The following is a 19,437-nucleotide window of genomic DNA, read 5'->3' as shown; positions in this document are numbered from 1 at the left end:
CTCACTTCACTTCCGAGCGCAGGACGCGGATCACTCCTAGCGTCAACGGGATGGCGATCCACACCATGGCGGACACGATCAGCCGCGCCCACTCGCCGCCGGTGGCCCAGTCGCCCGACTGGAACGGTGCGTTGGTCGACCCGGGGTCGAGCCACTGGCCCACGTTGTCGCCGAACCACGGCACGAGCTCGGTGAGCAGCATCAACGCGGTCGGCAGTGCGAAGTAGGCGACGATCGCGCCCGGCGTGTTCAGGATCAGCGCCGCGAAGCCGAATCCCAGGAGAAGGCCGAACATCTGGAGTACGAACGAGTTCAGCCCGGCGGCGGTGAACGACCACGCCCCGGCCGGATCGGTGTAGGCGATGTCGGCGACGATGTTGGCCAGCGCACCCAACCCCAGCGAGATGATCACGGCGGTGACCCCCGCGATGAGCGCTGCGGCCAACTTGGCGAGCACCACCCGTTCTCGGCGCGGTTCCATCGTGAACGTGGTCAGCGCGGTGCGTTGACTCCATTCGCCGGTGACCAGCAGGATGGCGAGGACCGGCAGGATGATGCCGGTCGGAATGTTCATCATGCCGAAGAACTGTCCGAAGTTCAGGTTCTCGGGGCTGTTGCGGTCGGCGATCAGCATCGCGACCGCGACCACCACCGAGATGACCCCGATGGATGCGGCGAGCCAGAATCCGGCGCGGGTGTCGACCAGCTTGCGTAGTTCGACGCGGGTCAATCGGGTCAGCGGGATCGCGGTGTCGCGGATCCCACCGGCGTCTTCGGGCGCCGGAGTTGCTGGGCGAGTGGGAATCTGGACGGTCATGACGGCACTCCTGACAGGGCGGGCTGTTCGCGCTGGGTCTGTTGGGTGAGTTCGAGGAACATTTCCTCTAGTTGGGCTCCGTCGGCGGGCCGCAGTTCCACCAGCGCGATGGCCGCGGCGGCCGCGACCCGACCGACGTCTTCCGGTGCGGCGTCGGTGCGTAGACCGCCGCCGTCGGCGCCCCGCACCTCGATGCCGGTGTTGCCCAGCGCGGTGGCCAACGCCGCGTCGTCGAGCGATCGCACGTGGGTTCCCTGGGCGGCCAGTAGCTCGGACTTGGTGCCCTGCGCGACGATTCGGCCGTGGCCGATGACGAGGATCTCGTCGGCGATGATCTCGATCTCGTGCAGCAGATGTGAGGACAGCAGCACCGTCCCGCCACGGTCGGCGTAGTCGCGCAACAGCGTGCGCATCCAGTGGATACCCGCGGGGTCGAGTCCATTGGCGGGCTCATCGAGAATCAGGATGTTCGGATCGCCGAGCAGCGCATTGGCGATGCCCAGACGTTGACGCATGCCCAGCGAGTAGTTGCGTACCCGGCGGTCGGCTTCGTCGGGCGTCAGACTCACCAGCTCGAGAATCTCGTCGACACGTGCCCGCGGGATTCCCAGGGTCATTGCGCTGAGCCGCAGGATCTCGGCTCCGGTGCGACCCGCGTGTTGCGCGGACGCGTCGAGCAACACCCCGACGTGCGTTGCGGGGTTGGGGATGTCGCGGTAGGCGCGCCCGCCGACCGTCGCCGAACCCGCCGTCGGCGGGGTCAGCCCGGCGATGATTCGCATGGTGGTCGACTTCCCGGCGCCGTTGGGTCCGAGGAAACCGGTGACCTGACCCGGTGCACAGGTGAACGAGACGTCGTCGACGGCGGTGTACTCGCCGTATCTCTTGGTGAGATTTTCCACGGTGATCATGACGACCATCGTCGTCCGCCGGCGCCATCGACCGCATCGTCCGTCGGTTCATGCCGACTCCGACCAAAGTCGCAGATGTTGGTGGCCGGATGGTCGAGGTGACCCCCAGGTAACCCCGATTACCGTGTAGGGGTGCGACCCGAGGACTATCAGCCGCAGCTCTCGGTCTTCAGCCATGTCTGGCGGCTGGCGCTGACGCTGGTCATCTCGGCCGTCGCCTGGGGATCCCGGATCGGGTATCAGTGGGAGCACGCGCGCTGGTGGTTCGTCGCCGATCTGTGCATCGGGCTCGCCGGCTATGTCGCGGTGTGGTTTCGGCGTCGCCATCCGGTGGCGGTGGCGACCTTCGAGAACCTGGCCACCGCGATCTCGGCGAGCGCGGCCGGCCCGGCGACGCTGGCGATGGTCTCGTTGTCCACGCGACGCAGGTGGCGCGAGATCATTCCGCAGGTGATCCTGGCGTTGGTGAGCGGGGCGGTCGCCGAAGATGTCCTCAACGTTCCCGATGTCACCGAACCCTGGTTGCTGCGGTACGGCATCATGGTGGCCGTCGTGGCGACCATGGTCGCCTGGGGGATGTACGTGGGCTCGCGCCGGGAACTGTTGGCCAGCTGGCGGGCCCGGGCGATCCTGGCCGAATCCGAACGCGATGCCGAGGTGGGCCGGGCACGGTCGGTGGAACGGGCGCGGATCGCCCGCGAGATGCACGACGTGCTCGCGCACCGGATCTCGACGGTCAGTATGTACGCCGGCGCGCTGGCCTATCGAGATGATCTGGGGCGTGAGCAGGTTCGGGACACCGCGCGCACGATCGAAGAGACCTCACGGTTGGCGCTGACCGAACTCCGCGAGGTACTCGGGGTACTGCGCGAAGGACCGGGTGACGCCGACCCGGAGTCGCCGCAGGCGCGCCCGGCCGATCTCGACGAACTGATCGCGGAGAATCGGCGCGACGGGATGCGCATCGAGTACCTGTGTCGCGCCGAGCTCGCGGGCATGTCCGCCACCAGAGTCCGCACCATCTATCGATGCGTGCAGGAAGCCCTGACCAACGCTCGCAAACACGCGCCCGCCGCCACGGTCACCGTGCGTATCACCGGCGACCCGTCGGCGGGTGTGGACCTGCTGGTGGACAACCCGTTACCGCTGCGCCCGGAGGCCACCGCCCTGCCGCCGTCGGGTCTCGGACTCGTCGGCGTAGCCGAGCGGGTGGCGCTCAGCGGTGGGCGACATTCCGCGGTACGCACCGACGACCGGCATTTCGTACTGCATGTCTGGCTACCGTGGCAGTCATGACAGCACGCATCATGATCGTCGACGACGACCCGCTGGTCCGGTCGGGTCTGCGACTGCTGATGGGCGGCGATCCCGACCTCGTGATCGCCGCCGAGGCCGGCAACGGCCGCGAGGCCATCGACCGGCACATCAGCGAGCCCGTCGACATGATGCTGATGGATCTGCGCATGCCGGTCCTCGACGGCATCGCGGCCACTGCCGCCTTGAAGGAGTTCGAGAACGCGCCCGCGGTGATCGTGCTGACCACCTTCGACGCCGACGAGTACGTGGTGCGCGCATTGGCGGTGGGCGCCGACGGTTTCCTGCTGAAGGACACCCCGCCCAGCGACATCGTCGCCGCGATCAAGAACGTGCTGCGCGGCCAACCGGCCCTCAGCCCCTCGGTGACCGCGGCATTGATCAAGCAGGTGATCGGTGGCGACGGCACCAGCGCGCGGGCATCCGCGGCTCGCGAGTCGTTGACGGCGCTCACCGAACGAGAGCGCGCCGTCGCAGTGTGCGTGGCGAAGGGCGCCTCGAACGCAGAGATCGCCGCGGAGCTGTACATGAGTGTCGCGACCGTGAAGGCGCACATCTCGCACATCTTCGCCAAACTGGGCGCCACCAACAGGGTGCAGGTGGCGATTGCGCTGCACGACGCCGGTCTGGCCTGAGGTCGGACGTGGCGCCGACCGGCGTTGGCGTGGACACTGGACATCACACGGCGACGATGCCGATCCGCAGCAGCAGGAGGTCGCACATGGCGGAGAACAACGGTCCATTCGGGATGAGTCCCGAGGACTTCGATCGCTTTGCCCGCGAGGCCACCGACGGTGTGCGCGACATGGTCGGCAAGTTCTTGTCCGGCTCCGGGGCCCAGGGCGCGGCGTGGTCGACCTTGTTCACCGACGCCGGACGCCCGCGCCGTCGTGAACCCGAGACGGCGGGGGAGACCGGCACCGGAGTCTGGGCTGTCTTCGTCGTCAGCGACGACGGCGGTGCACGGGTCGAACAGGTCTACGCCTCCGAGATCGACGCGCTGCGGGCCAACAAACACAACACCGATCCGCGGCGTAAGGTCCGGTTTCTGCCCTACGGCATCACCGTCAGCGCGCTCGACGAGGATGATGCCTCCGACGAATGAGGCGACCATCGGCGTTGCTGGGCTGATCGTCACCGGGTCACTTTCACTGGGCTGATCGAAGTGCCGCTCGGCGTTCCTCGGCCTCGGTGAACCGTCGGCGCGCGACTGCGGTGCGCGGTACCAGCTGGGGCACCGGGTGTGGTCGGCCGGCGTCATCGGTGGCGACCATCGTGAAGTAGCAGCTGTTCGTATGGCGGCGTTCGCCGGTGAGCACGTTCTCGGTGTCCACGCGGATACCGACCTCCATCGACGTCCGGCCGGTGTAGTTGATCGACGCCGAGAGGGTCAGCACTTCGCCCACCCGGATCGGTTCGCGGAAGATCACCCGGTCCACCGACAATGTCACGGCGTACCGACGGGAGTACCTGCTCGCACAGGCGTAGGCGACCTGGTCCAGCAGTTTGAGCAAGGTCCCGCCGTGCACGTTGCCGGTGAAGTTGGCCATGTCCGGTGTCATCAACAACGACATCGACAAGCTGATCCGGTCGTCGTCGCCCTCGGGTTCGTCGGCGTCGGTACGGTCGGTGACAGTCTCCATCCATGGCTCCCATCGGGCTGCGGCGTCTGACCTGACCAGCCTTTCACCTACCGGCTGGTCAGGTCGGCAACGCAGTGATATCCCAACGGGGTGCCTCAGGGATGTGCGGGTTCGGCCAGCCCCTGGGCGAGGCCCACGCCGCCGCCGATGGCTGCGCCGGCCGCAGCGAACGGCGCCGCAGTGGCGGCTGCGCCGATGGCCGCCCCGACCGGCGGTCCCACCACCAGGCCGGCGGGCAGGAATGGCACCCCCGCCACCAGTCCGGCGACACCACCGACGACCCCGCCGGCGACCGCGAGCGGGGCACCGACCGTCGCAGTGGCGACGGCTGCGCCGGTGGCCGCGCCGGCGATGGTGGTCGCCGCGACCCGGTCCGAGCGCGCGGAATCGAGGCCCACGGCGTCGCCCGCGGTGGCGATCTGCGCCTCGCCGGTCGCGGCGGCGGTATTGACCTGTTCGGTCTGCTCGGGCGGCAGCCACTGCGGCGCCGGTGCGGTGATGTCTCCGATCCGTACGGTGTCCGGTGGCGCGGTGATCGGCAGGACCGGTGCGGTGGGTGCCGGGGCGTGCAACGTGCTCGGATCGAAAGTGGGCAGCGGCCGGTCGGGTAGCGCGCGACTGCCGGGCCCGGTCCGGGTACCCGCGTCGTCATCGACGATGTGGTGCGGTCCGATGTCGGCCGTGAGATGTGCGGGAGCCGGTTGGGCCGAAGCGATCGCGCCCCCGGTGAAGACGAGTATCGCCGGTGCCGATCCGGCCGCCACCCAGGCGGCGAGTCTGGCCGGGCGGCGCCGGTCGACGGCTTGCGGGGTGCGGCTGTCGTGTCGATCCAGCCGGTGCCGGCCGTGTGTGCGTGTACCCATACGGATCTCCGAAACGTCGTCGTCTGTGTTCTGGCACACGTGATTCGCCCGGTGGGAGTGTGCGGATGGGTTGGTTGCCCGGCGATGTGCCAGGATGACCGGATGATGGTGATCGCCGAGGCGTCTTCGTCGGCCGATACCTCCGCGATCGAATCATTGTTCTGGATCACCGTCGCCGCGGCAGCGTCGCCGATCCTGTCGCGGATCACGCGCGGCTACGTGCCGGATGTGGTGATCCTGTTGGTGTGCGGCATGGCGATCGGCCCCCATCTGCTGGGGTGGGCCGACGTCGACAGCGTCCAGATCCTGAGCGAACTGGGCCTGGGCATGCTGTTCCTGCTGGCCGGCTACGAACTGGATCCGAAACTGCTCGGCGGTAGGTCGGGCAGGGTGGCGCGAATGACGTGGCTGGCGGGTCTGGCGATCGCCCTGATCGCGGTCACCTTCGCGATCCCGGACGAGAACTTCAGCGCGCACATCGCGGTGGCCATCGCGCTGACCTCGACCGCATTGGGCACGCTGCTGCCCATCATCAAGCAGGACGGACTGCTCGACACCCCGCTGGGTCGGTCGGTGATGGCCCACGGGGCGGTGGGGGAGTTGGCGCCGATCATCGCGATGTCGCTACTGCTCACCAGTCGCAGCGTGGGCGGTGCGCTGGTGGTGCTGATCCTCTTCGGGGTCGCCGCGGTGCTCATCGGTGCGGTACCCCAACGCATCGTGGAGCGAATCCCGGGCGTGCGATACGCGGTGTCGGAGATGAGCGAGGGCACAGCACAGTTGCCGGTCCGGGTGGTGTTCCTGCTGCTGGTCACCCTGATGACGGTGGCCGCCGTCTTCGACCTCGATGTGGTGCTCGGCGCCTTCGCCGCCGGACTGATCCTGCAGCGGCTCATCGGGCCACAGAACCACGAGGTCGGGAAGTCGCTGGAGGTCGTCGCCTTCGGTGTGCTCATCCCCGTCTTCTTCGTCGTCTCGGGGATGAACATCGATGTGACGGCCGTGCTCGGGCAACCGGTGCTGTGGCTTGGGCTGGTCGTCGCGATCGCGGTCGCCCGCGGACTGCCGGTGTGGCTCAGCGAGCGCTACGTGCAGCATGGCAACAATCTGGTGAACCAGCGAGAACGAACTCAGCTCGCCTTGTATGCGGCCACCGGCCTGCCGATCATCGTGGCGGTCACCGGAGTGGCCACTGCGGCCGATCTGATGTCGGTGCAACTGGCATCGGTGCTCGTCGCAGCCGGCGCCACCACGGTGTTGGTGTTTCCGCTCATCGCACGCCTGATCACGCCCCGAGAACGGGTGTAGCCGCCGCCCCGCTCAGGGGCGACGGCCACACAACACGGTCACACGCGCGGTGTCAGAGGTAGGCACCGCAGGTCGGCCATGCGCCGGCGCCCTGAGTGGCCAGCACGTTCTCGGCCACCCGGATCTGCTCGGCCTTCGAGGCGTTGGCCGGGTTCCCGACACCGCCGTTGGCTTCCCAGGTGCTCTGCGAGAACTGCAGGCCGCCGTAGTAGCCGTTGCCGGTGTTGATTCCCCAGTTGCCGCCGCTCTCGCACTGGGCGACTGCGTCCCAGTTGTTCGCCGACGCGGTGCCGGCGACTGCAGCGAACGGGGCCAGGGACAGGGCGCCGACGATTCCGGCGCGCACAGCAAGCTTCTTCATGCTCATGGTCATCGTTCCTCCTATCGCCACCCCGTAGCTGGCTGGGCGGCTGATCTCGGACCGGTGGCGACCCTACAAGCGGATAACAGAAAGGTCACATCGACTCGGTGACCTGCAGGATTTTGATCACGCGTCGATAACGTAGGGTCGAATCCTGTGAATTCCCTGCGCATCGCGGCGTTTTGCGGGCCGCGGATCACGATCTGACATCCGCTTCACTGTGACGGATCGCACAGCCAGATTGTGGTGTCGGTCACCGACCTCGACGCGCGGAGCGGGTCCCGTGTGGCGTCAGGTCAACTCCGCCCGGAGGTCGTCATCGAGCGATACGCGCACCAGGGCCGCTGCCAGCAGCGCCGGATGACCGTCCGCGAGCCGGTGCAGTTCGACGGGGTCGTCGGGCAACCCCAGTTCGCCGGCCGCCGACAGTGCCCGCTCGTCGAAGTAGGGGGTGACCCAGTCCCACACGTCCTGTACCTCGCGCAGGAACACCGATGCGCCGGTGGGGCCGATCCCGGTGAACGTCTGTAGTTCCTTGGCGGCGCGACCGACGTCTCCGTCGGCGCGGTCGGCCAGCGTGCGTAGGTCGCCCTAGTAGTCGTCGCCGACCTTGCGTGCGGCCTCGCCCAGTCGGGTGGCGGTGCTCTCGTCGTAGCGCACGTAGTGTCCGCGCCCGAGTGCATCGACCAGGTCCTGCCAGTCGGCGTCGGCCATCTTCGCCGGCGTCCGGTAGCCCGCGGCGAACAACTCGCGTGCGGCCGCGACCGCGATGTCGGCCGAGATGCGCGCGCTCAGCAACAGCGACAGGACCAGCAGTTGGAACAGGGGTGCCGGCGTGTTCTTCAGGGTGATGCCGGCCTCGTCGGCGTAGGTGCGCCCGGCGCGTTCGATCAGCGCCGAGACGACGCGCTGGTGTGACACGGTGATCCCTCTCGTCGACTCGTGAGGTCTCACGGGTCGGCGGCGCCACGCGCCCGCCCCCGCGAGCTGTCGCTGAGGTGTTACCCGGACGGCGGGTCAGGTAATCGTCCATCCTGTCCCGGGGAGCATGACGCGCTACCGACGGCGGTGCAGTACGACACGTCCGCCGCGGGCGGGTGCGTACGCGACGCCGCGAGAGTGCCAGCGTTCATCCGGCGATGTCGACGGTTCGATGGTGAAATCGCGTATCAGTGCGCGCAGAACGACGTCCATCTCCATCTGTGCAAACGCGGCGCCGATACATCGGCGCGTACCGCCGCCGAACGGCAGCCATGCGGGCCCGGGCGTGGTCCCCAAGAAGCGTTCCGGATCGAACCGCTCGGGATCACGGAACTGGCGGCTGTCGTCGTGCAAGAGGGATATCGACACCATGATGTTGTGGCCCTTGGGTATTCGATACGGGCCGAGCTCGACGAGGTCGTCGATCACATGGCGGCCGGCGAGGTCGATCACCGGCCGGCTGCGCTGGATCTCGGTGATCGTGGCCGTGAGGTAATCGCTGCCACCCGCGTCCAGCTCGGCGACGAGCGTGTCGAGCGCCCTGCGATGACGCTGGAGGCGTTCGATCGCCCAGGCGAGTGTCGTCGCGGTGGTCTCGTGTCCGGCGGCCAGCAAGGTGAGCAGCTCGTCGGCGATCTCCGCATCGGTCATCGCCGAGCCGTCCTCGTGTCGGCTGAGGATCATCAGCGCCAGGATGTCGGTGCGGTGGGCGAGGTCGTGCTCGGCGCGGGCGGAGGCGATCAGCGATCCGACGACGCGGTCATAGGTCTCGCGCTGTGCAGCGAATCGGCGACGCGGATCGAGTGGGCCGAAGGTCAGCGGCAGGTCGGGGATCGTCGCCAGCCGCGATCCGGTCGTCACCATGGGCGGAATGATCTGACGCAGGACGTCGAGGTCGGCGTCGCGCGCACCGAACACCGTGCGCAGGATGACGTTGAGGGTGATCCGCATCATCGGCTCGAGGGTGGCGAACGGGCGTCCGGTCGGCCACGTGACCGCCTCGGCGGCGAACTCCTCGGCGACCACCGCCTCGTAATACCGAATCCGCTTGCCGTGCAGCGGCGGTGTCAACAGCTTCCGGCGTCGCCGATGCTCGGCGCCGTCGAGTGAGAACATCGACCCGGCGCCGAGGACGCGGCCGAGGTTGGGGCGGATGTTGGCGACGCGATCGGTCGAGGTGGTGAAGAGTTGCCGTGCCAGAGTGGGATCGGCGACCACTACCACGTCGCCGAACACGGGCAGCCCGATCGTGAACGTGGAACCGTATCGCCGCGTCAGTTGCGTCATCGTCTGGCGCCTGCGGAGGGCGAAGCCGAGACCGGTCGCGACCCTCGGCAGGCGCGGGCGCGGGGGGAGGATCGGTTCGACCTCGCTGATCTGTCCGGTCGTCATCCCGCGGTCCTCTCGTGTGCCCGGTACGCTTCCGTACCACCCGACGGTACGCGTGCGTACCGCGACTGACAAGGGCGGGGTCGTATCGTTGGGGCATGTTGCCCGAAGCTGTCGTCTCGTCGGAGGGCGCCGCATCCCCGGTGCGGGAACGGCTTCTGCAGGCCATGGCCACCTGCGTGATGGAACGCGGCTATCGGGAGACCACGGTCGCCGACGTGGTCCGGGTCGCGCGGACCTCGCGCCGTTCCTTCTATCAGGAGTTCGCCGACAAACAGGCCTGCTTCGTCGATCTCCTGCGCACCACCAACGACGCGATGATCCAGGCGATCTCCGAGGATGTCGATCCTGCCGCGGAGTGGACCATGCAGATCCGGCAGGCGGTCGAGGCGTATGTGTCGGTCACCGAACAGAACCCGGCGATCGCCTGGAGCTGGATTCGTGAACTGCCGGCACTCGGGGACTCGGCGCGCCGCGTCCAGGTGGACGCGATGGAATCGCTCATCGCGGTTCTGGTGCCGCTCACCGACTCGCCGCGTATGCGGGAAGCGGGCATCTCTCCGATGACGCATGAGACGGCGGTGATGATCTGGGGTGGTATCCGCGAACTGGCGGCGTCGGCGATGGAACAGGACCGGTCCCTCTACAGCATCGTCGAACCCGTGGTGGCGGCATGTATCGCCCTGATAGGAGCGAACATCCGGAGTTGACGACCTACGTCCCGGTGCGACGGTGCGCACCGGGACGTTGGTCGCATCGGTGGTTGCTCAGGCGTCGGCCAGTTTGGCGAAGCGCGCGAGATGAGCGTCGGCTGAGCCGAATTCGTACTCGACAGCGGTCAATCGGCGGAAGTAGTGGCCGATGGCCAGTTCCTCTGTCATACCCATGCCGCCGTGCAGTTGGACTGCATTCTGGCCGATGAACCTGGCCGCGCGGCTGGCAGTGGCCTTTGCTGCCGACACTGCCGCGGCTCGTGCTGCGTGTTCGGCGTCGAGGGTCAGGATGGCGTAATACTGTGCGGCAACCGCCTGCTCGAGTTCGATGTGCATGTCCACCATGCGGTGTTGCAGAGCCTGGAAGCTACCGATGGGCTGACCGAACTGCTGTCGTTGCTTGGCGTACTCGACGGTGTCGTCGAGCACCTTGCGCATCGCCCCGACCGCCTCGGAGACCACGGCCGCGGTCGCCTCATCCCACGCGTACTCGAGCACGGGGAGAGCCTGCCCCTCGGCGCCGATCAGTGCGTCGGCGTCGACCCGCAGGTCGGTGAAGGTCAGGTCCGCGGCCCGGCGGTCGTCGATGGTGCGCACCGCGTGCATGGTCAGGCCCTCGGGCACGGTCTCGGTGAGGTCCACCAGGAACATCGACACCCCGTCGCGTTCACGGGTCTCACCGCCGGTCCGCGCCGTGATGATCAGGTGATCGGCGAGTGGCGCGGTGGTGACAACGGCCTTGGCACCGTTGATGATCCACGAGTCGCCCGACTTCTCGGCCCGGGTGCCGACGTGGTGGAGCATGCCGCCCGAGCCGTCTTCGATCGCGGCGAGCGCGGTCAGTGCGTTGCCGCTGACGATCTGTTCACCGATGGCCAGCGCCCGCGGGTGACCGGTGCGGGCCAGCAGACGCGCGCCCAGCACCACGGTGTCGACGAACGGCTCTACGACGAGCGCATGTCCGAGGGCCTCGGTGACCACCATCAGTTCTTCGGGTCCGCCGTCGTCACCGCCGATGGATTCGGGTAGGCAGGCGCCGATCACGCCGAGCTCCTCGGCGAACGAGCGCCAGATCTCGGGTTGCCATCCGGCGCCCACCTTGGCCACCTCGCGGCTGGCCTCCAGGTCGTAGCGTGCGCCTAGGAACTTGGTGAGTCCGTCGCGCAGCAATTGTTGTTCCGGGGTGAGGGTGAAGTCCATTGTTCTGTGTGCTCCGTTTGTGTGCCGGGTTGATGTGGGACCGCGGTTGTCTACCCGAGTCCCAGCGCGGCCTTGGCCAGGATGTTCCGCTGGATCTCGTTGCTGCCCGCATAGATAGATCCGGCACGATCGTTCATGTAGTGCAGCGGGGCGACGGCCTGCCATGCCTCGCCGCTGACATACCCGTCGGTCGGCGGGGTGTACCGGTTGATCGGACCGCCGGGGGCAGCGGCGTGCGGCTGGTACACGCGCCCGTGCACTCCTGCGGCCTCGAGGTCGAGTTCGGTGATCTTCTGGCTCAGTTCGGTGCCGAGGATCTTGAGCATCGAGGCGAGCGACCCGGCATCTCCGCCGGAACTCATCGCGGCCAGCGCACGGTACTCGAGGACCTCGAGGATCTTCGCGCGCACACGTACGTCGGCCAGCTTGGCCGCGAACGCCGGTTCCTCGATCAGGGGTACACCCGACGGCCCGGTCATCGCGGCGGCTTCGGCTGCGATGTTCTCGGCCATCACCTGCAGGGCGGGGGCCGCGGCGCCACCACCACGTTCAAAGATCAGCAGGTACTTGGCGACGGTCCAACCCTCGTCGACCTTGCCGAGCACGTTGCGCTTCGGGACCCGGACGCCGTCGAAGAAGACCTGTGCCTGGACCTGCTCACCGGAGGCCATCACGAGTGGCTGGACTTCGATGCCCGGTGAGTTCATGTCGATCAGCAAGAAAGTGATGCCCTGCTGCTTGCGCTCCTGGCGGGACGTCCGGACCAGGCAGAAGATCCAGTTGGCCTCCGCGGCATGCGTCGTCCAGATCTTGCTACCGGTGACCACGAAGTCGTCGCCATCGCTGACCGCGGCCATCGACAGAGACGCCAGGTCCGAACCTGCCTCGGGCTCGGAGTAGCCCTGGCAGAAGAACACGCTGCCGTCGAGGATGCCGGGCAGGTAGAAGTCCTTTTGCTCCTGCGTACCGAATGCCATGATCGCGTGGGACACCATCCGGATGCCCATCGGCGACAGCGCCGGTGCGCCGGCCAGGATCGATTCGCGGCTGAACAGGTAGTGCTGCCCGAGGGTCCAATCGCAGCCGCCGTATTCGACCGGCCACGCGGGCGCGGCCCAGCCGCGCTCGTGCAGGATTGCCTGCCACGTCATAGACGCCTCGTGATCTGCGTACACGCTGGTCCGCAGGCGGCCCGCGGCGCGCAGATCGGGGGTCAGTTTGGCCTCGAGGAACTCCCGTACCTCATCGCGGAACGCGATGTCGGCGTCCGACCATGTCATGTCCATTTCGAGTTGCCACCTCTGTCTTCACTGAAGCTGTGCGCTCACGTCGTTGCCACCTACGTATCAAATATATGTGACACGCCGAATGTACTCCGACGTCGCCCGCGTGGGGAAGCAGATGCGGGTTTTGCCGGTGGCGAGTTCGCGCGACGGTCGCTGTCGCGGTGTGAAGTTCGTGCGGGGTAAGTGCCCTCAGCTCGGCTGCGGGGACGCTCCGGTCTCGCCGGGGCTGTCCGGTCCGGCGTCGCCGTCGGCGTCCGGGGAGGCCTCGTCGGTGGGTGGCCCGGTGCCCGCGTCGGGTTCGGACTTCGGTGCCGACGACGACAGCAGGATGTCGGCCCACCGCGTGGACGGATCGATGTCGATGAGCAGGGCCTTGGACATCAGCGTCAGCGGCACCGCGAGGATCGCACCCAACGGTCCGATGACCCACGCCCAGAACACGAGTGAAAGGAAGGTCAACGTTGTGGACAACCCCACGGCGTCGCCGACGAATTTTGGTTGGATCACCGATTGGATCACCACGTTGATGACGCTGTAGATGGCGATCACCAACAGCATCTGACCCCAGCCGCCGTCGAGCAGGGCCAGCAGGGCCGGGGGGATCAGGCCGATGACGAACCCGATGTTCGGGATGTAGTTGGTGATGAACGAGAGCAGTCCCCAGAGGATCGGCAGAGGGATGCCGACGATCCACAGCGCCACCGAATCGAAGACGGCGACGATGAGGCCGAAGACGGTGGACACCAGCAGGTAACTGCGGGTGCCCTGGGCGAAGCTGCGGAACGCCATGGCGATGTCGGGTCGGATGCCGCGCAGCACATCGATGCGCTTGTCGAAGGACATCGCGTCGGCGGCCATGAACAGCAGGAGCGTGACCACCAGGATGAGCGCCGACGCCACCGACAACGTGCTCTCGAGGACGTCCGACATGTATCCGAGCGCCTTGCCCGGGTCGACGTGGGAGATCATGTTGTGCACGTTGTCCGGGCTCACGCCGTGACTGGTCAAGAACTCCTGGAAGTTGTCGATGAGGCCTTGGAACTTGTCGGCGTACTCGGGCAGGATCGTCGCGAGCCGGGCGATCGAGAAGGCCAGCGACCCGAAGAGTGTCAACAAGATGCCATAGACGGCCACCAGGGTGGCGACGAAGGCGAGCCACGTAGGCATTCCCTTGCGGCGCAGCCACACCGGGATCGGCTGGACGGCCACCGTGAGCATCAGGGCGAGGAAGATCGGCCCCACGAGGCCGGACACCGCCTTCATGCCGCCGACGGTGACGATCAAGCCGGTGACCGAGAGCAACACGATCGTGCCCCGCGGCATCGACCAGCCCTTCGGCTCCTCGGTGCCTGCCTGCTCCAGCGTCATGTCCGAGCCTCTCGTCGTGTGGCTGTGGCGAATGGCTCGCCGATGGTCGGACGAATGGTAACCCTCCGGCCGCCGAATTCACCGACGATGCGGTCAGCGACCGGTCCAGCGTGGTGGTCGCTTGGCGACGAACGCGGTGATCCCTTCAATCGTGTCCTGGCTGACCAGCAGGCTGTCCATGGCGGCCGAAGTCGCCTCGATGGCCTCGATCTCATCGGGGATGGCAGCCGCGGTGTCCATGGCGCGTAGCGATTCCCGCACCGATGTGGGTGACGCCGCGAGTACTTCGGCGGCCACGGTGCGCGCGAGGTCCATCACCTCGCCGGGTGGCGCGATGCGGCTGATGAGTCCTGCGGCCAGCGCCTCGGCGGCGTCGAGTCGTCGTCCGGTGAGAATCATGTCGCGGGCCAGCGCCCCACCGACGGCGGCCGGCAGGCGCACCAGCCCGCCGGCCAGCGCCGCCAGACCCACCCTGACCTCCGGGAGGCCGAAGGTGGCGCGTTCGTCGGCGACGACGATGTGACAGGCCATCGCGATCTCACAGCCGCCGCCCAGGGCGAAGCCGTTGACCGCGGCGATGACGGGTTTGGGCATCGATCGGCGGGAGGTGAGCCCGGCGAAGCCGTTGCCCGGAATCTCCAGGCCGGCACCGGTGGTCTGCGCGAGATCGTTGCCGGCGGAGAACGCCTTGTCGCCGGCACCCGTCAGGATCGCCACCCAGAGGTCTGCGTCGGCGAAGTACGCGTCGAAGATCTCATCGAGTTCGGCGTTCGCGGCCGGGTGCAGTGCGTTGCGCGCCTCGGGGCGATTGATCGTCACCTCCAACAGGTGGCCGTCGCGGCGGACCTCGACGTGCTCGTAGGAGGAACGGAAGGTGGGCGCAACCGGTGGGTGGTGACGGAGCATCGATGCCCGATCGGTGAACACGCGGTTGCCCTTCGCGCTCGACCGGACGTAGATGTCGGCGCCCACCGGGTCGTCGGTGGCCAGTAGTTCGAACATCGACTCGTCGTCGGTGGCCACTGTGGCGATGAACCGTCGACCGGAGTCGAGACGGCCGATGACGATGCCGGTTCGTGAGCCGTCGCGGCCGGGCATGACCGTGAATCCCTCGATTGTCGCCGGACCGTCGGCGTAATCCGAGGTCTGTACGCGGGGAGCGGCGTCGAGCACCTCCTGTACACCGCTCGAGTCGTCCGGCGACCATGCGGTCGGTCGGGTGCTGTAGATCCCCACCGACGTCTTGCTGAGGATGCCGCCGTTGGCCGCAACGAGTGCAAACGAGTCGCGCTCGCCACGACACCGGTCGACGGCCTCGGCGATCGCGTGCATCGAGTAGTTGTTGCCCGGGCCGCCGAAGAACGGCAGACCGCCGGTCAGGGTCAATCCGCGGGGGTCGTCGGCATCGATGCCGAGTGGATCGATCACGTTGGACACCGCGATCGGGAAGCAACTGTAGATGTCCAGGTGCGCGACGTCGTCGAGGCCGATCTGGGCCACCGCGAGCGCGTGCTGCACGGCCGCGGCGGCCGCCGGCCCGCGGCTGAGGTCTGGGCGCTGCATCAGTGGGCGCTCGCGGGTGTCGGCGTGGCCGTGCAGGAACACCCACCGTGACGGGTCGATCCCGAGTTGTCGGGCGACCCGCACGGACATCACCAGGGTGGCGGCCGCCTGGTTGACCTGGTCGCGCGCGACCATGAACCTGGTGAACGGGTCGGCCACAACGCGATTGGTCTCCGACACGGTGGCGAGTTCGGATGCAGATCGCACCGTGGGGGCTGCCGCATGCGGGTTGGCGGCCGCGACCTCCGACATCGGGGCGAACAGTTCGCCCATGGTCTCGGTATAGCGTCCGCGGGGCAGGCCGACCCGGTGGCGACGGGCGTTTTCCAGGACCGCGTACTGGGCCACCGGCGACAGCAGTCCGTGTTTCGCCTCCTGGTGGGTCGTGAGACCGGCGATCGCGAAGCCACGATCCTCAAGTTGACCTCCGACCTGCTCGGTGAAATCGGGTCGATCGCGCTCAGTGGTGGTCGACATCAGGTGGCGCACCGTCGACATCACCTCGGCGCCGAAGATCATTGCCGCCGAACGACGCCCCGCGACGATCTCGCCGGCGAACTCGGTCAGCAGGCTCTGTGGACTCTGCCCGCCGGTCACCCCGAGCACGGCGTGTTCGGGGTCCATCCCGATCCGTTTGGCCACCGCCCGCGGCATGTTGTCCGGTCTGCCCAGCGGCGAGGATGACATCGGAGTGGATTGTTCGAACGTGCGCACAGCGACGACGGTGTCGATCTCGGCGGCGACCGCAGGTGCGACCACGCCGGTGTCGGCCAGCGCCGCCTCGACGGCGCGCGATGCGAGGTCGGATTCGCAGAGGCCTCGGTAGTCGTCGTCGGTGAGGCGTTCGGACGACTGGCCGACCCCGACGATGACCGGAGTGTTCGGATCGAGCGCGTGGATAGAGACAGATCTCGGCATGTGTCCATTTATGCACTCCGGTCACCGCTCGCGCTGACCTACCCCTGATTCTTCGGGCGATGAGGCGCTGGCTCCGAACCATGGATCGAGCTACCCTGAATGCAAGTAATACTGATTACAAGTAATCACCTGGAGGTTGCCATGTCCGATACCGCGGCAGAAGTGAGCGGATGGTTGGCCGGACGCCTGCCCGACGAATTGTTCGTCGGCGCACCCGAGGTATCGGTTGATCGTGAGGAGATCACCATCGTCGGCACCATTGCTGCGCCCGATACCGAATCCGGGGCCGATCCGGCGACGGTCGCGCAGGCCGAGGCCGGCCGGATCGCGCGCTTCCGGGAAACCACGCGTGATCAACGCATAGAGGTTGCGCGGGAGGCGGAACATCGATTCGACCGCAAGGTCGCCTGGGGCGTGCGATGCGGCGAATCCGCGCAGTTGTTCACCCACCTCGCCGTGCCCGTCATGACGCGACTGCGTCAACCGCAACGCCAGGTACTCGACACACTGGTCTCGGCCGGGGTTGCACGCAGTCGCGCCGATGCGCTGGCCTGGTGTGTGAAACTCGTCGGGCAGCACACGGATTCGTGGCTCACCGAGCTTCGCACGGCGATGGACCGGGTCGACGAGGTGCGCAGCACGGGTCCCGTCGTGGACTGAGGCTGCCGACCGAACGCGCCCGTCAGGTCAGCCGGGTGTACACATCCTGCCATCGGACCGTGATGGCTTGTCGCGCAGCCGCGCTGCTCCAGTCTCCGAGGGTTGCGCTCAACACTGCTTCGGCGACGTCGCGCACCTCGTTGGACAACGCGAGGAGGTCGTCGCGGTAGCGCGCGATCAGTCCGATCCGCAGACCGGCGACCACGTCGTCGTCCCCGTCGACCGTGACGAAGACCACGAGTCGCCCGATCGTGGATCGGATGCGGATGGACAGCAGCTGCTTGATGATTCGATCGCTCACCCGGACGCCGGGCTCATCGGTGGCGAGGGTGCGGGCCGGCCGTCGGACCCGGTCGAGGTTGGTGGAGATCGCGTCGATCAGACGGGTCACGTCCTCGTCGGGTTCGTCGAGGTCTCGACTCGCCTCCACCAGCCACGCGTCCGTCTCGTCGGAGTGCCCACCGTCGACGAATATGTCATTCACGGTTGCGCTCCTTCCCGGATGTTGTCGATCGGTCTGTGTTCCGTGGCGGTCTGGTTGTCGGGGGTTTCTCCGCATCGGGTGGGCCGCCGGGGCGCCAGGGTCGCAGCCGGATGGACAGATACCTCCTGCTGCGCTGCAGATGACCGCGGACGGACCCGGTGCTGGTCTGCAACACCCGGGCGATCTCGTCGAGCGACATCCCCTCGTTCTCGCGCAGCCACCACGCCGTGCGCGAGGTGGGCGGCAGGTTGCCGAGTTCGGTGCGCAATGCCTCGACCAACGAGGAGTGTTCGGCGACATCTGCGGGGAGGGGGCATGGGTCGGCGAGCGCCGCGAACTGCTCGTCGGCGGTGGGCAACTCGCGACGCCTGCGTCGGTAATCGGTGGTCCGACGGTGAGCGATGGCGAACATCCAGGTGCGAAAGGAACTGCGGAATGCGAAATCCGGCAGGCTCTTCCACGCATGCATCAAGGTCTCCTGGGCGAGATCCTCGGCGGTCTGGGGGTCGGGCACCATGCGTCTCAGATAGCGCAGCAGGCCGGGAGGGACGCGCGCCACCAACAGGCCGAAGGCCTCACGATCACCGACCGCGGCGGCTGCCGCCAACTCGTCGTCGGACATCGCCGTCAGTTCCAGCGGCGACGATGCGGGCCGGTGTGCCGTCGGCCCATGGCCATCCATGCCGGCCACTCGTGGGAACCTTGAACCATTCATGTGACCGGCATCACCAGAACTCGTGCGTGCACTTTCCGTTTCCACTGCGACTGACTCTATACACGGGCCACCGCCCGGGTACGCAGGTCGCGCACCGAAGAACGTGGTGGCCCCCGGAGAACGAAGGAGTTCGCATGTCCGACACGACCAGCCGCACCCAGTCCGCCACCATCGAGCGGGAGCGGCCGTCGGCCGCCACCGGCGGTGTCGGCACCAGCCTGGTGCACAAGGACCCGGCCGGCGATCGCGGGAGGACATCGATCTCCGACATCGTCGTGGCGAAAATCGCGGGTATCGCCACCCGCGAGATCGACGGCGTCCAAGATGTCGGCGGCGCTGCTGAGCGGGTGGTCGGCCGGGTCCGGGAAGCTTTGCCGGGCGCGACCACCAGCACCACTCAGGGGATTGCCGTGGAGGTGGGGGAACGGCAGGCAGCCGTCGACGTGTCGATCGTGGCCGACTACGGCGTGGCGATCCACCAGCTGGCCGCCGCCATTCGGCGCAACGTCATCACCGCCATCGAGCAGATGACCGGACTCGAGGTGACCGAGGTGAACGTCACGGTGCACGACATCCGCTTCGAGGACGACGACGAGGGCGTCGACGAGACCCCGCGCGTCCAGTGAGCACACCGGACGCGCAGGCGACAACCGCGGCCGGTGTGGTGGATGCCGTGACCGCCGTGCCCGGGGTCGCCGGATTGTACGGCGGGATCTTCGGCGAGATCGCCACCTATCTGCCCGGTCGACGGGTGAACGGCATTGTGCTGGAAGATGATTCGGCAGAGGTGCATATCCTTGTCGACGCGACCCACGACCTTCGTGAGGTCGCGTCGGCGGTGCGCGAGACGGTGCACGACCTGACCGGCGTCCCCACCGTCGTGACGGTCGAGGACATCAGCGTCAGGACCGAGCCGATCGATGCAGCCGATGGTGGGTTGTGA

20 protein-coding genes and 1 pseudogene are annotated in these 19,437 nt (G+C 67.5%); 8 read left to right on the top strand and 13 right to left on the bottom strand.

The genetic code is table 11. The annotated features are described in order from the left end of the window. Nucleotide 1 precedes the first annotated feature (1 nt). Together ACIGKQ_RS02515 and ACIGKQ_RS02510 are read right to left on the bottom strand one after the other, a co-directional pair. Entirely contained in the window at nt 2–817 is an 816-nt protein-coding gene (locus ACIGKQ_RS02515) for an ABC transporter permease (RefSeq protein WP_396572157.1), read from the bottom strand. After that, complete coding sequence (locus tag ACIGKQ_RS02510; RefSeq protein WP_396572156.1) at nt 814–1,737, bottom strand: ABC transporter ATP-binding protein; 924 nt, start codon at nt 1,735–1,737, stop codon at nt 814–816. Before ACIGKQ_RS02510 ends, ACIGKQ_RS02515 begins: the two co-directional genes overlap by 4 nt. 123 nt (nt 1,738–1,860) lie before the next feature. On the opposite strand from ACIGKQ_RS02510, the gene ACIGKQ_RS02505 reads away from it, so the two are divergent. The 3 genes from ACIGKQ_RS02505 to ACIGKQ_RS02495 all read left to right on the top strand — a co-directional run bounded on the left by ACIGKQ_RS02505 (nt 1,861) and on the right by ACIGKQ_RS02495 (nt 4,147). Next, complete coding sequence (locus tag ACIGKQ_RS02505; protein WP_396572154.1) at nt 1,861–3,024, top strand: sensor histidine kinase; 1,164 nt, start codon at nt 1,861–1,863, stop codon at nt 3,022–3,024. After that, nucleotides 3,021–3,677 carry a response regulator gene (locus tag ACIGKQ_RS02500; RefSeq protein ID WP_396572152.1) on the top strand — a complete coding sequence of 219 codons (657 nt, stop codon included), beginning with the start codon at nt 3,021–3,023 and terminating at the stop codon, nt 3,675–3,677. Before ACIGKQ_RS02505 ends, ACIGKQ_RS02500 begins: the two co-directional genes overlap by 4 nt. Nucleotides 3,678–3,763: 86 nt before the next feature. Then, entirely contained in the window at nt 3,764–4,147 is a 384-nt protein-coding gene (locus ACIGKQ_RS02495; RefSeq protein WP_235722396.1) for a hypothetical protein, read from the top strand. 43 nt (nt 4,148–4,190) lie between these two features. On the opposite strand, the gene ACIGKQ_RS02490 is transcribed toward ACIGKQ_RS02495, so the two are convergent. Then, on the bottom strand, nt 4,191–4,685 hold the full coding sequence (locus ACIGKQ_RS02490) for an acyl-CoA thioesterase (RefSeq protein WP_287016686.1): 495 nt from the start codon (nt 4,683–4,685) through the stop codon (nt 4,191–4,193). Nucleotides 4,686–4,780: 95 nt separating this feature from the next. Continuing rightward, nucleotides 4,781–5,548, bottom strand: coding sequence for a hypothetical protein (locus ACIGKQ_RS02485; protein WP_396572150.1), 768 nt, complete (start codon nt 5,546–5,548; stop codon nt 4,781–4,783). A 105-nt stretch (nt 5,549–5,653) separates the two neighbouring features. Here ACIGKQ_RS02485 and ACIGKQ_RS02480 point away from each other — a divergent pair, with 105 nt between their 5' ends. Next, nucleotides 5,654–6,856: a cation:proton antiporter gene (locus ACIGKQ_RS02480; protein ID WP_396572185.1), complete on the top strand. Its 1,203-nt coding sequence runs from the start codon at nt 5,654–5,656 to the stop codon at nt 6,854–6,856. 52 nt (nt 6,857–6,908) lie between these two features. Here ACIGKQ_RS02480 and ACIGKQ_RS02475 read toward each other — a convergent pair whose 3' ends face one another. The 3 genes and pseudogenes from ACIGKQ_RS02475 to ACIGKQ_RS02465 all read right to left on the bottom strand — a co-directional run bounded on the left by ACIGKQ_RS02475 (nt 6,909) and on the right by ACIGKQ_RS02465 (nt 9,590). Continuing rightward, nucleotides 6,909–7,229 (bottom strand): transglycosylase family protein, encoded by a 321-nt coding sequence (locus tag ACIGKQ_RS02475; RefSeq protein ID WP_235722399.1) that lies wholly within the window; start codon nt 7,227–7,229, stop codon nt 6,909–6,911. A 279-nt stretch (nt 7,230–7,508) separates the two neighbouring features. Further along, a pseudogene (locus tag ACIGKQ_RS02470) lies at nt 7,509–8,138 on the bottom strand (endonuclease). Between the two features lie 135 nt (nt 8,139–8,273). Next, a complete protein-coding gene (locus ACIGKQ_RS02465) occupies nt 8,274–9,590 on the bottom strand; it encodes a cytochrome P450 (RefSeq protein ID WP_235722401.1) in 1,317 nt (438 codons plus the stop codon). Between the two features lie 95 nt (nt 9,591–9,685). Here ACIGKQ_RS02465 and ACIGKQ_RS02460 point away from each other — a divergent pair, with 95 nt between their 5' ends. Further along, nucleotides 9,686–10,297 (top strand): TetR/AcrR family transcriptional regulator, encoded by a 612-nt coding sequence (locus tag ACIGKQ_RS02460; RefSeq protein WP_287016689.1) that lies wholly within the window; start codon nt 9,686–9,688, stop codon nt 10,295–10,297. 57 nt (nt 10,298–10,354) lie between these two features. Here the strand turns inward: ACIGKQ_RS02460 and ACIGKQ_RS02455 are convergent, their stop codons facing one another. The 4 genes from ACIGKQ_RS02455 to ACIGKQ_RS02440 form a co-directional block, all read right to left on the bottom strand. Further along, nucleotides 10,355–11,500, bottom strand: a complete 1,146-nt coding sequence (locus ACIGKQ_RS02455) for an acyl-CoA dehydrogenase family protein (protein ID WP_396572147.1) — start codon at nt 11,498–11,500, stop codon at nt 10,355–10,357. A 50-nt stretch (nt 11,501–11,550) separates the two neighbouring features. After that, nucleotides 11,551–12,786, bottom strand: coding sequence for an acyl-CoA dehydrogenase family protein (locus tag ACIGKQ_RS02450; protein WP_235722404.1), 1,236 nt, complete (start codon nt 12,784–12,786; stop codon nt 11,551–11,553). A 189-nt stretch (nt 12,787–12,975) separates the two neighbouring features. Continuing rightward, entirely contained in the window at nt 12,976–14,154 is a 1,179-nt protein-coding gene (locus ACIGKQ_RS02445) for an AI-2E family transporter (RefSeq protein ID WP_235722405.1), read from the bottom strand. Nucleotides 14,155–14,247: 93 nt separating this feature from the next. After that, on the bottom strand, nt 14,248–16,635 hold the full coding sequence (locus tag ACIGKQ_RS02440; protein ID WP_235722406.1) for an acetyl-CoA acetyltransferase: 2,388 nt from the start codon (nt 16,633–16,635) through the stop codon (nt 14,248–14,250). Nucleotides 16,636–16,776: 141 nt separating this feature from the next. Here ACIGKQ_RS02440 and ACIGKQ_RS02435 point away from each other — a divergent pair, with 141 nt between their 5' ends. Next, nucleotides 16,777–17,295 (top strand): hypothetical protein, encoded by a 519-nt coding sequence (locus ACIGKQ_RS02435; protein ID WP_235722407.1) that lies wholly within the window; start codon nt 16,777–16,779, stop codon nt 17,293–17,295. 22 nt (nt 17,296–17,317) lie between these two features. Here the strand turns inward: ACIGKQ_RS02435 and ACIGKQ_RS02430 are convergent, their stop codons facing one another. Both ACIGKQ_RS02430 and ACIGKQ_RS02425 read right to left on the bottom strand, forming a co-directional pair. Further along, nucleotides 17,318–17,779, bottom strand: a complete 462-nt coding sequence (locus tag ACIGKQ_RS02430; protein WP_396572145.1) for a hypothetical protein — start codon at nt 17,777–17,779, stop codon at nt 17,318–17,320. Next, nucleotides 17,772–18,461 carry an RNA polymerase sigma factor gene (locus ACIGKQ_RS02425; protein ID WP_235722774.1) on the bottom strand — a complete coding sequence of 230 codons (690 nt, stop codon included), beginning with the start codon at nt 18,459–18,461 and terminating at the stop codon, nt 17,772–17,774. Before ACIGKQ_RS02425 ends, ACIGKQ_RS02430 begins: the two co-directional genes overlap by 8 nt. A 167-nt stretch (nt 18,462–18,628) precedes the next feature. Here ACIGKQ_RS02425 and ACIGKQ_RS02420 point away from each other — a divergent pair, with 167 nt between their 5' ends. Both ACIGKQ_RS02420 and ACIGKQ_RS02415 read left to right on the top strand, forming a co-directional pair. Beyond that, nucleotides 18,629–19,120, top strand: coding sequence for an Asp23/Gls24 family envelope stress response protein (locus ACIGKQ_RS02420; RefSeq protein WP_235722409.1), 492 nt, complete (start codon nt 18,629–18,631; stop codon nt 19,118–19,120). Beyond that, nucleotides 19,117–19,437, top strand: coding sequence for a hypothetical protein (locus ACIGKQ_RS02415; protein WP_266061801.1), 321 nt, complete (start codon nt 19,117–19,119; stop codon nt 19,435–19,437). Before ACIGKQ_RS02420 ends, ACIGKQ_RS02415 begins: the two co-directional genes overlap by 4 nt.

Origin of the sequence: Gordonia sp. NPDC062954 (genome assembly GCF_044543825.1) — a bacterium.
GTDB classification, from domain to species: domain Bacteria; phylum Actinomycetota; class Actinomycetes; order Mycobacteriales; family Mycobacteriaceae; genus Gordonia; species Gordonia tangerina.
The sequence above is the reverse complement of the archived record's forward strand: the minus strand, read 5'-3'. Positions and strand labels throughout refer to the sequence as shown.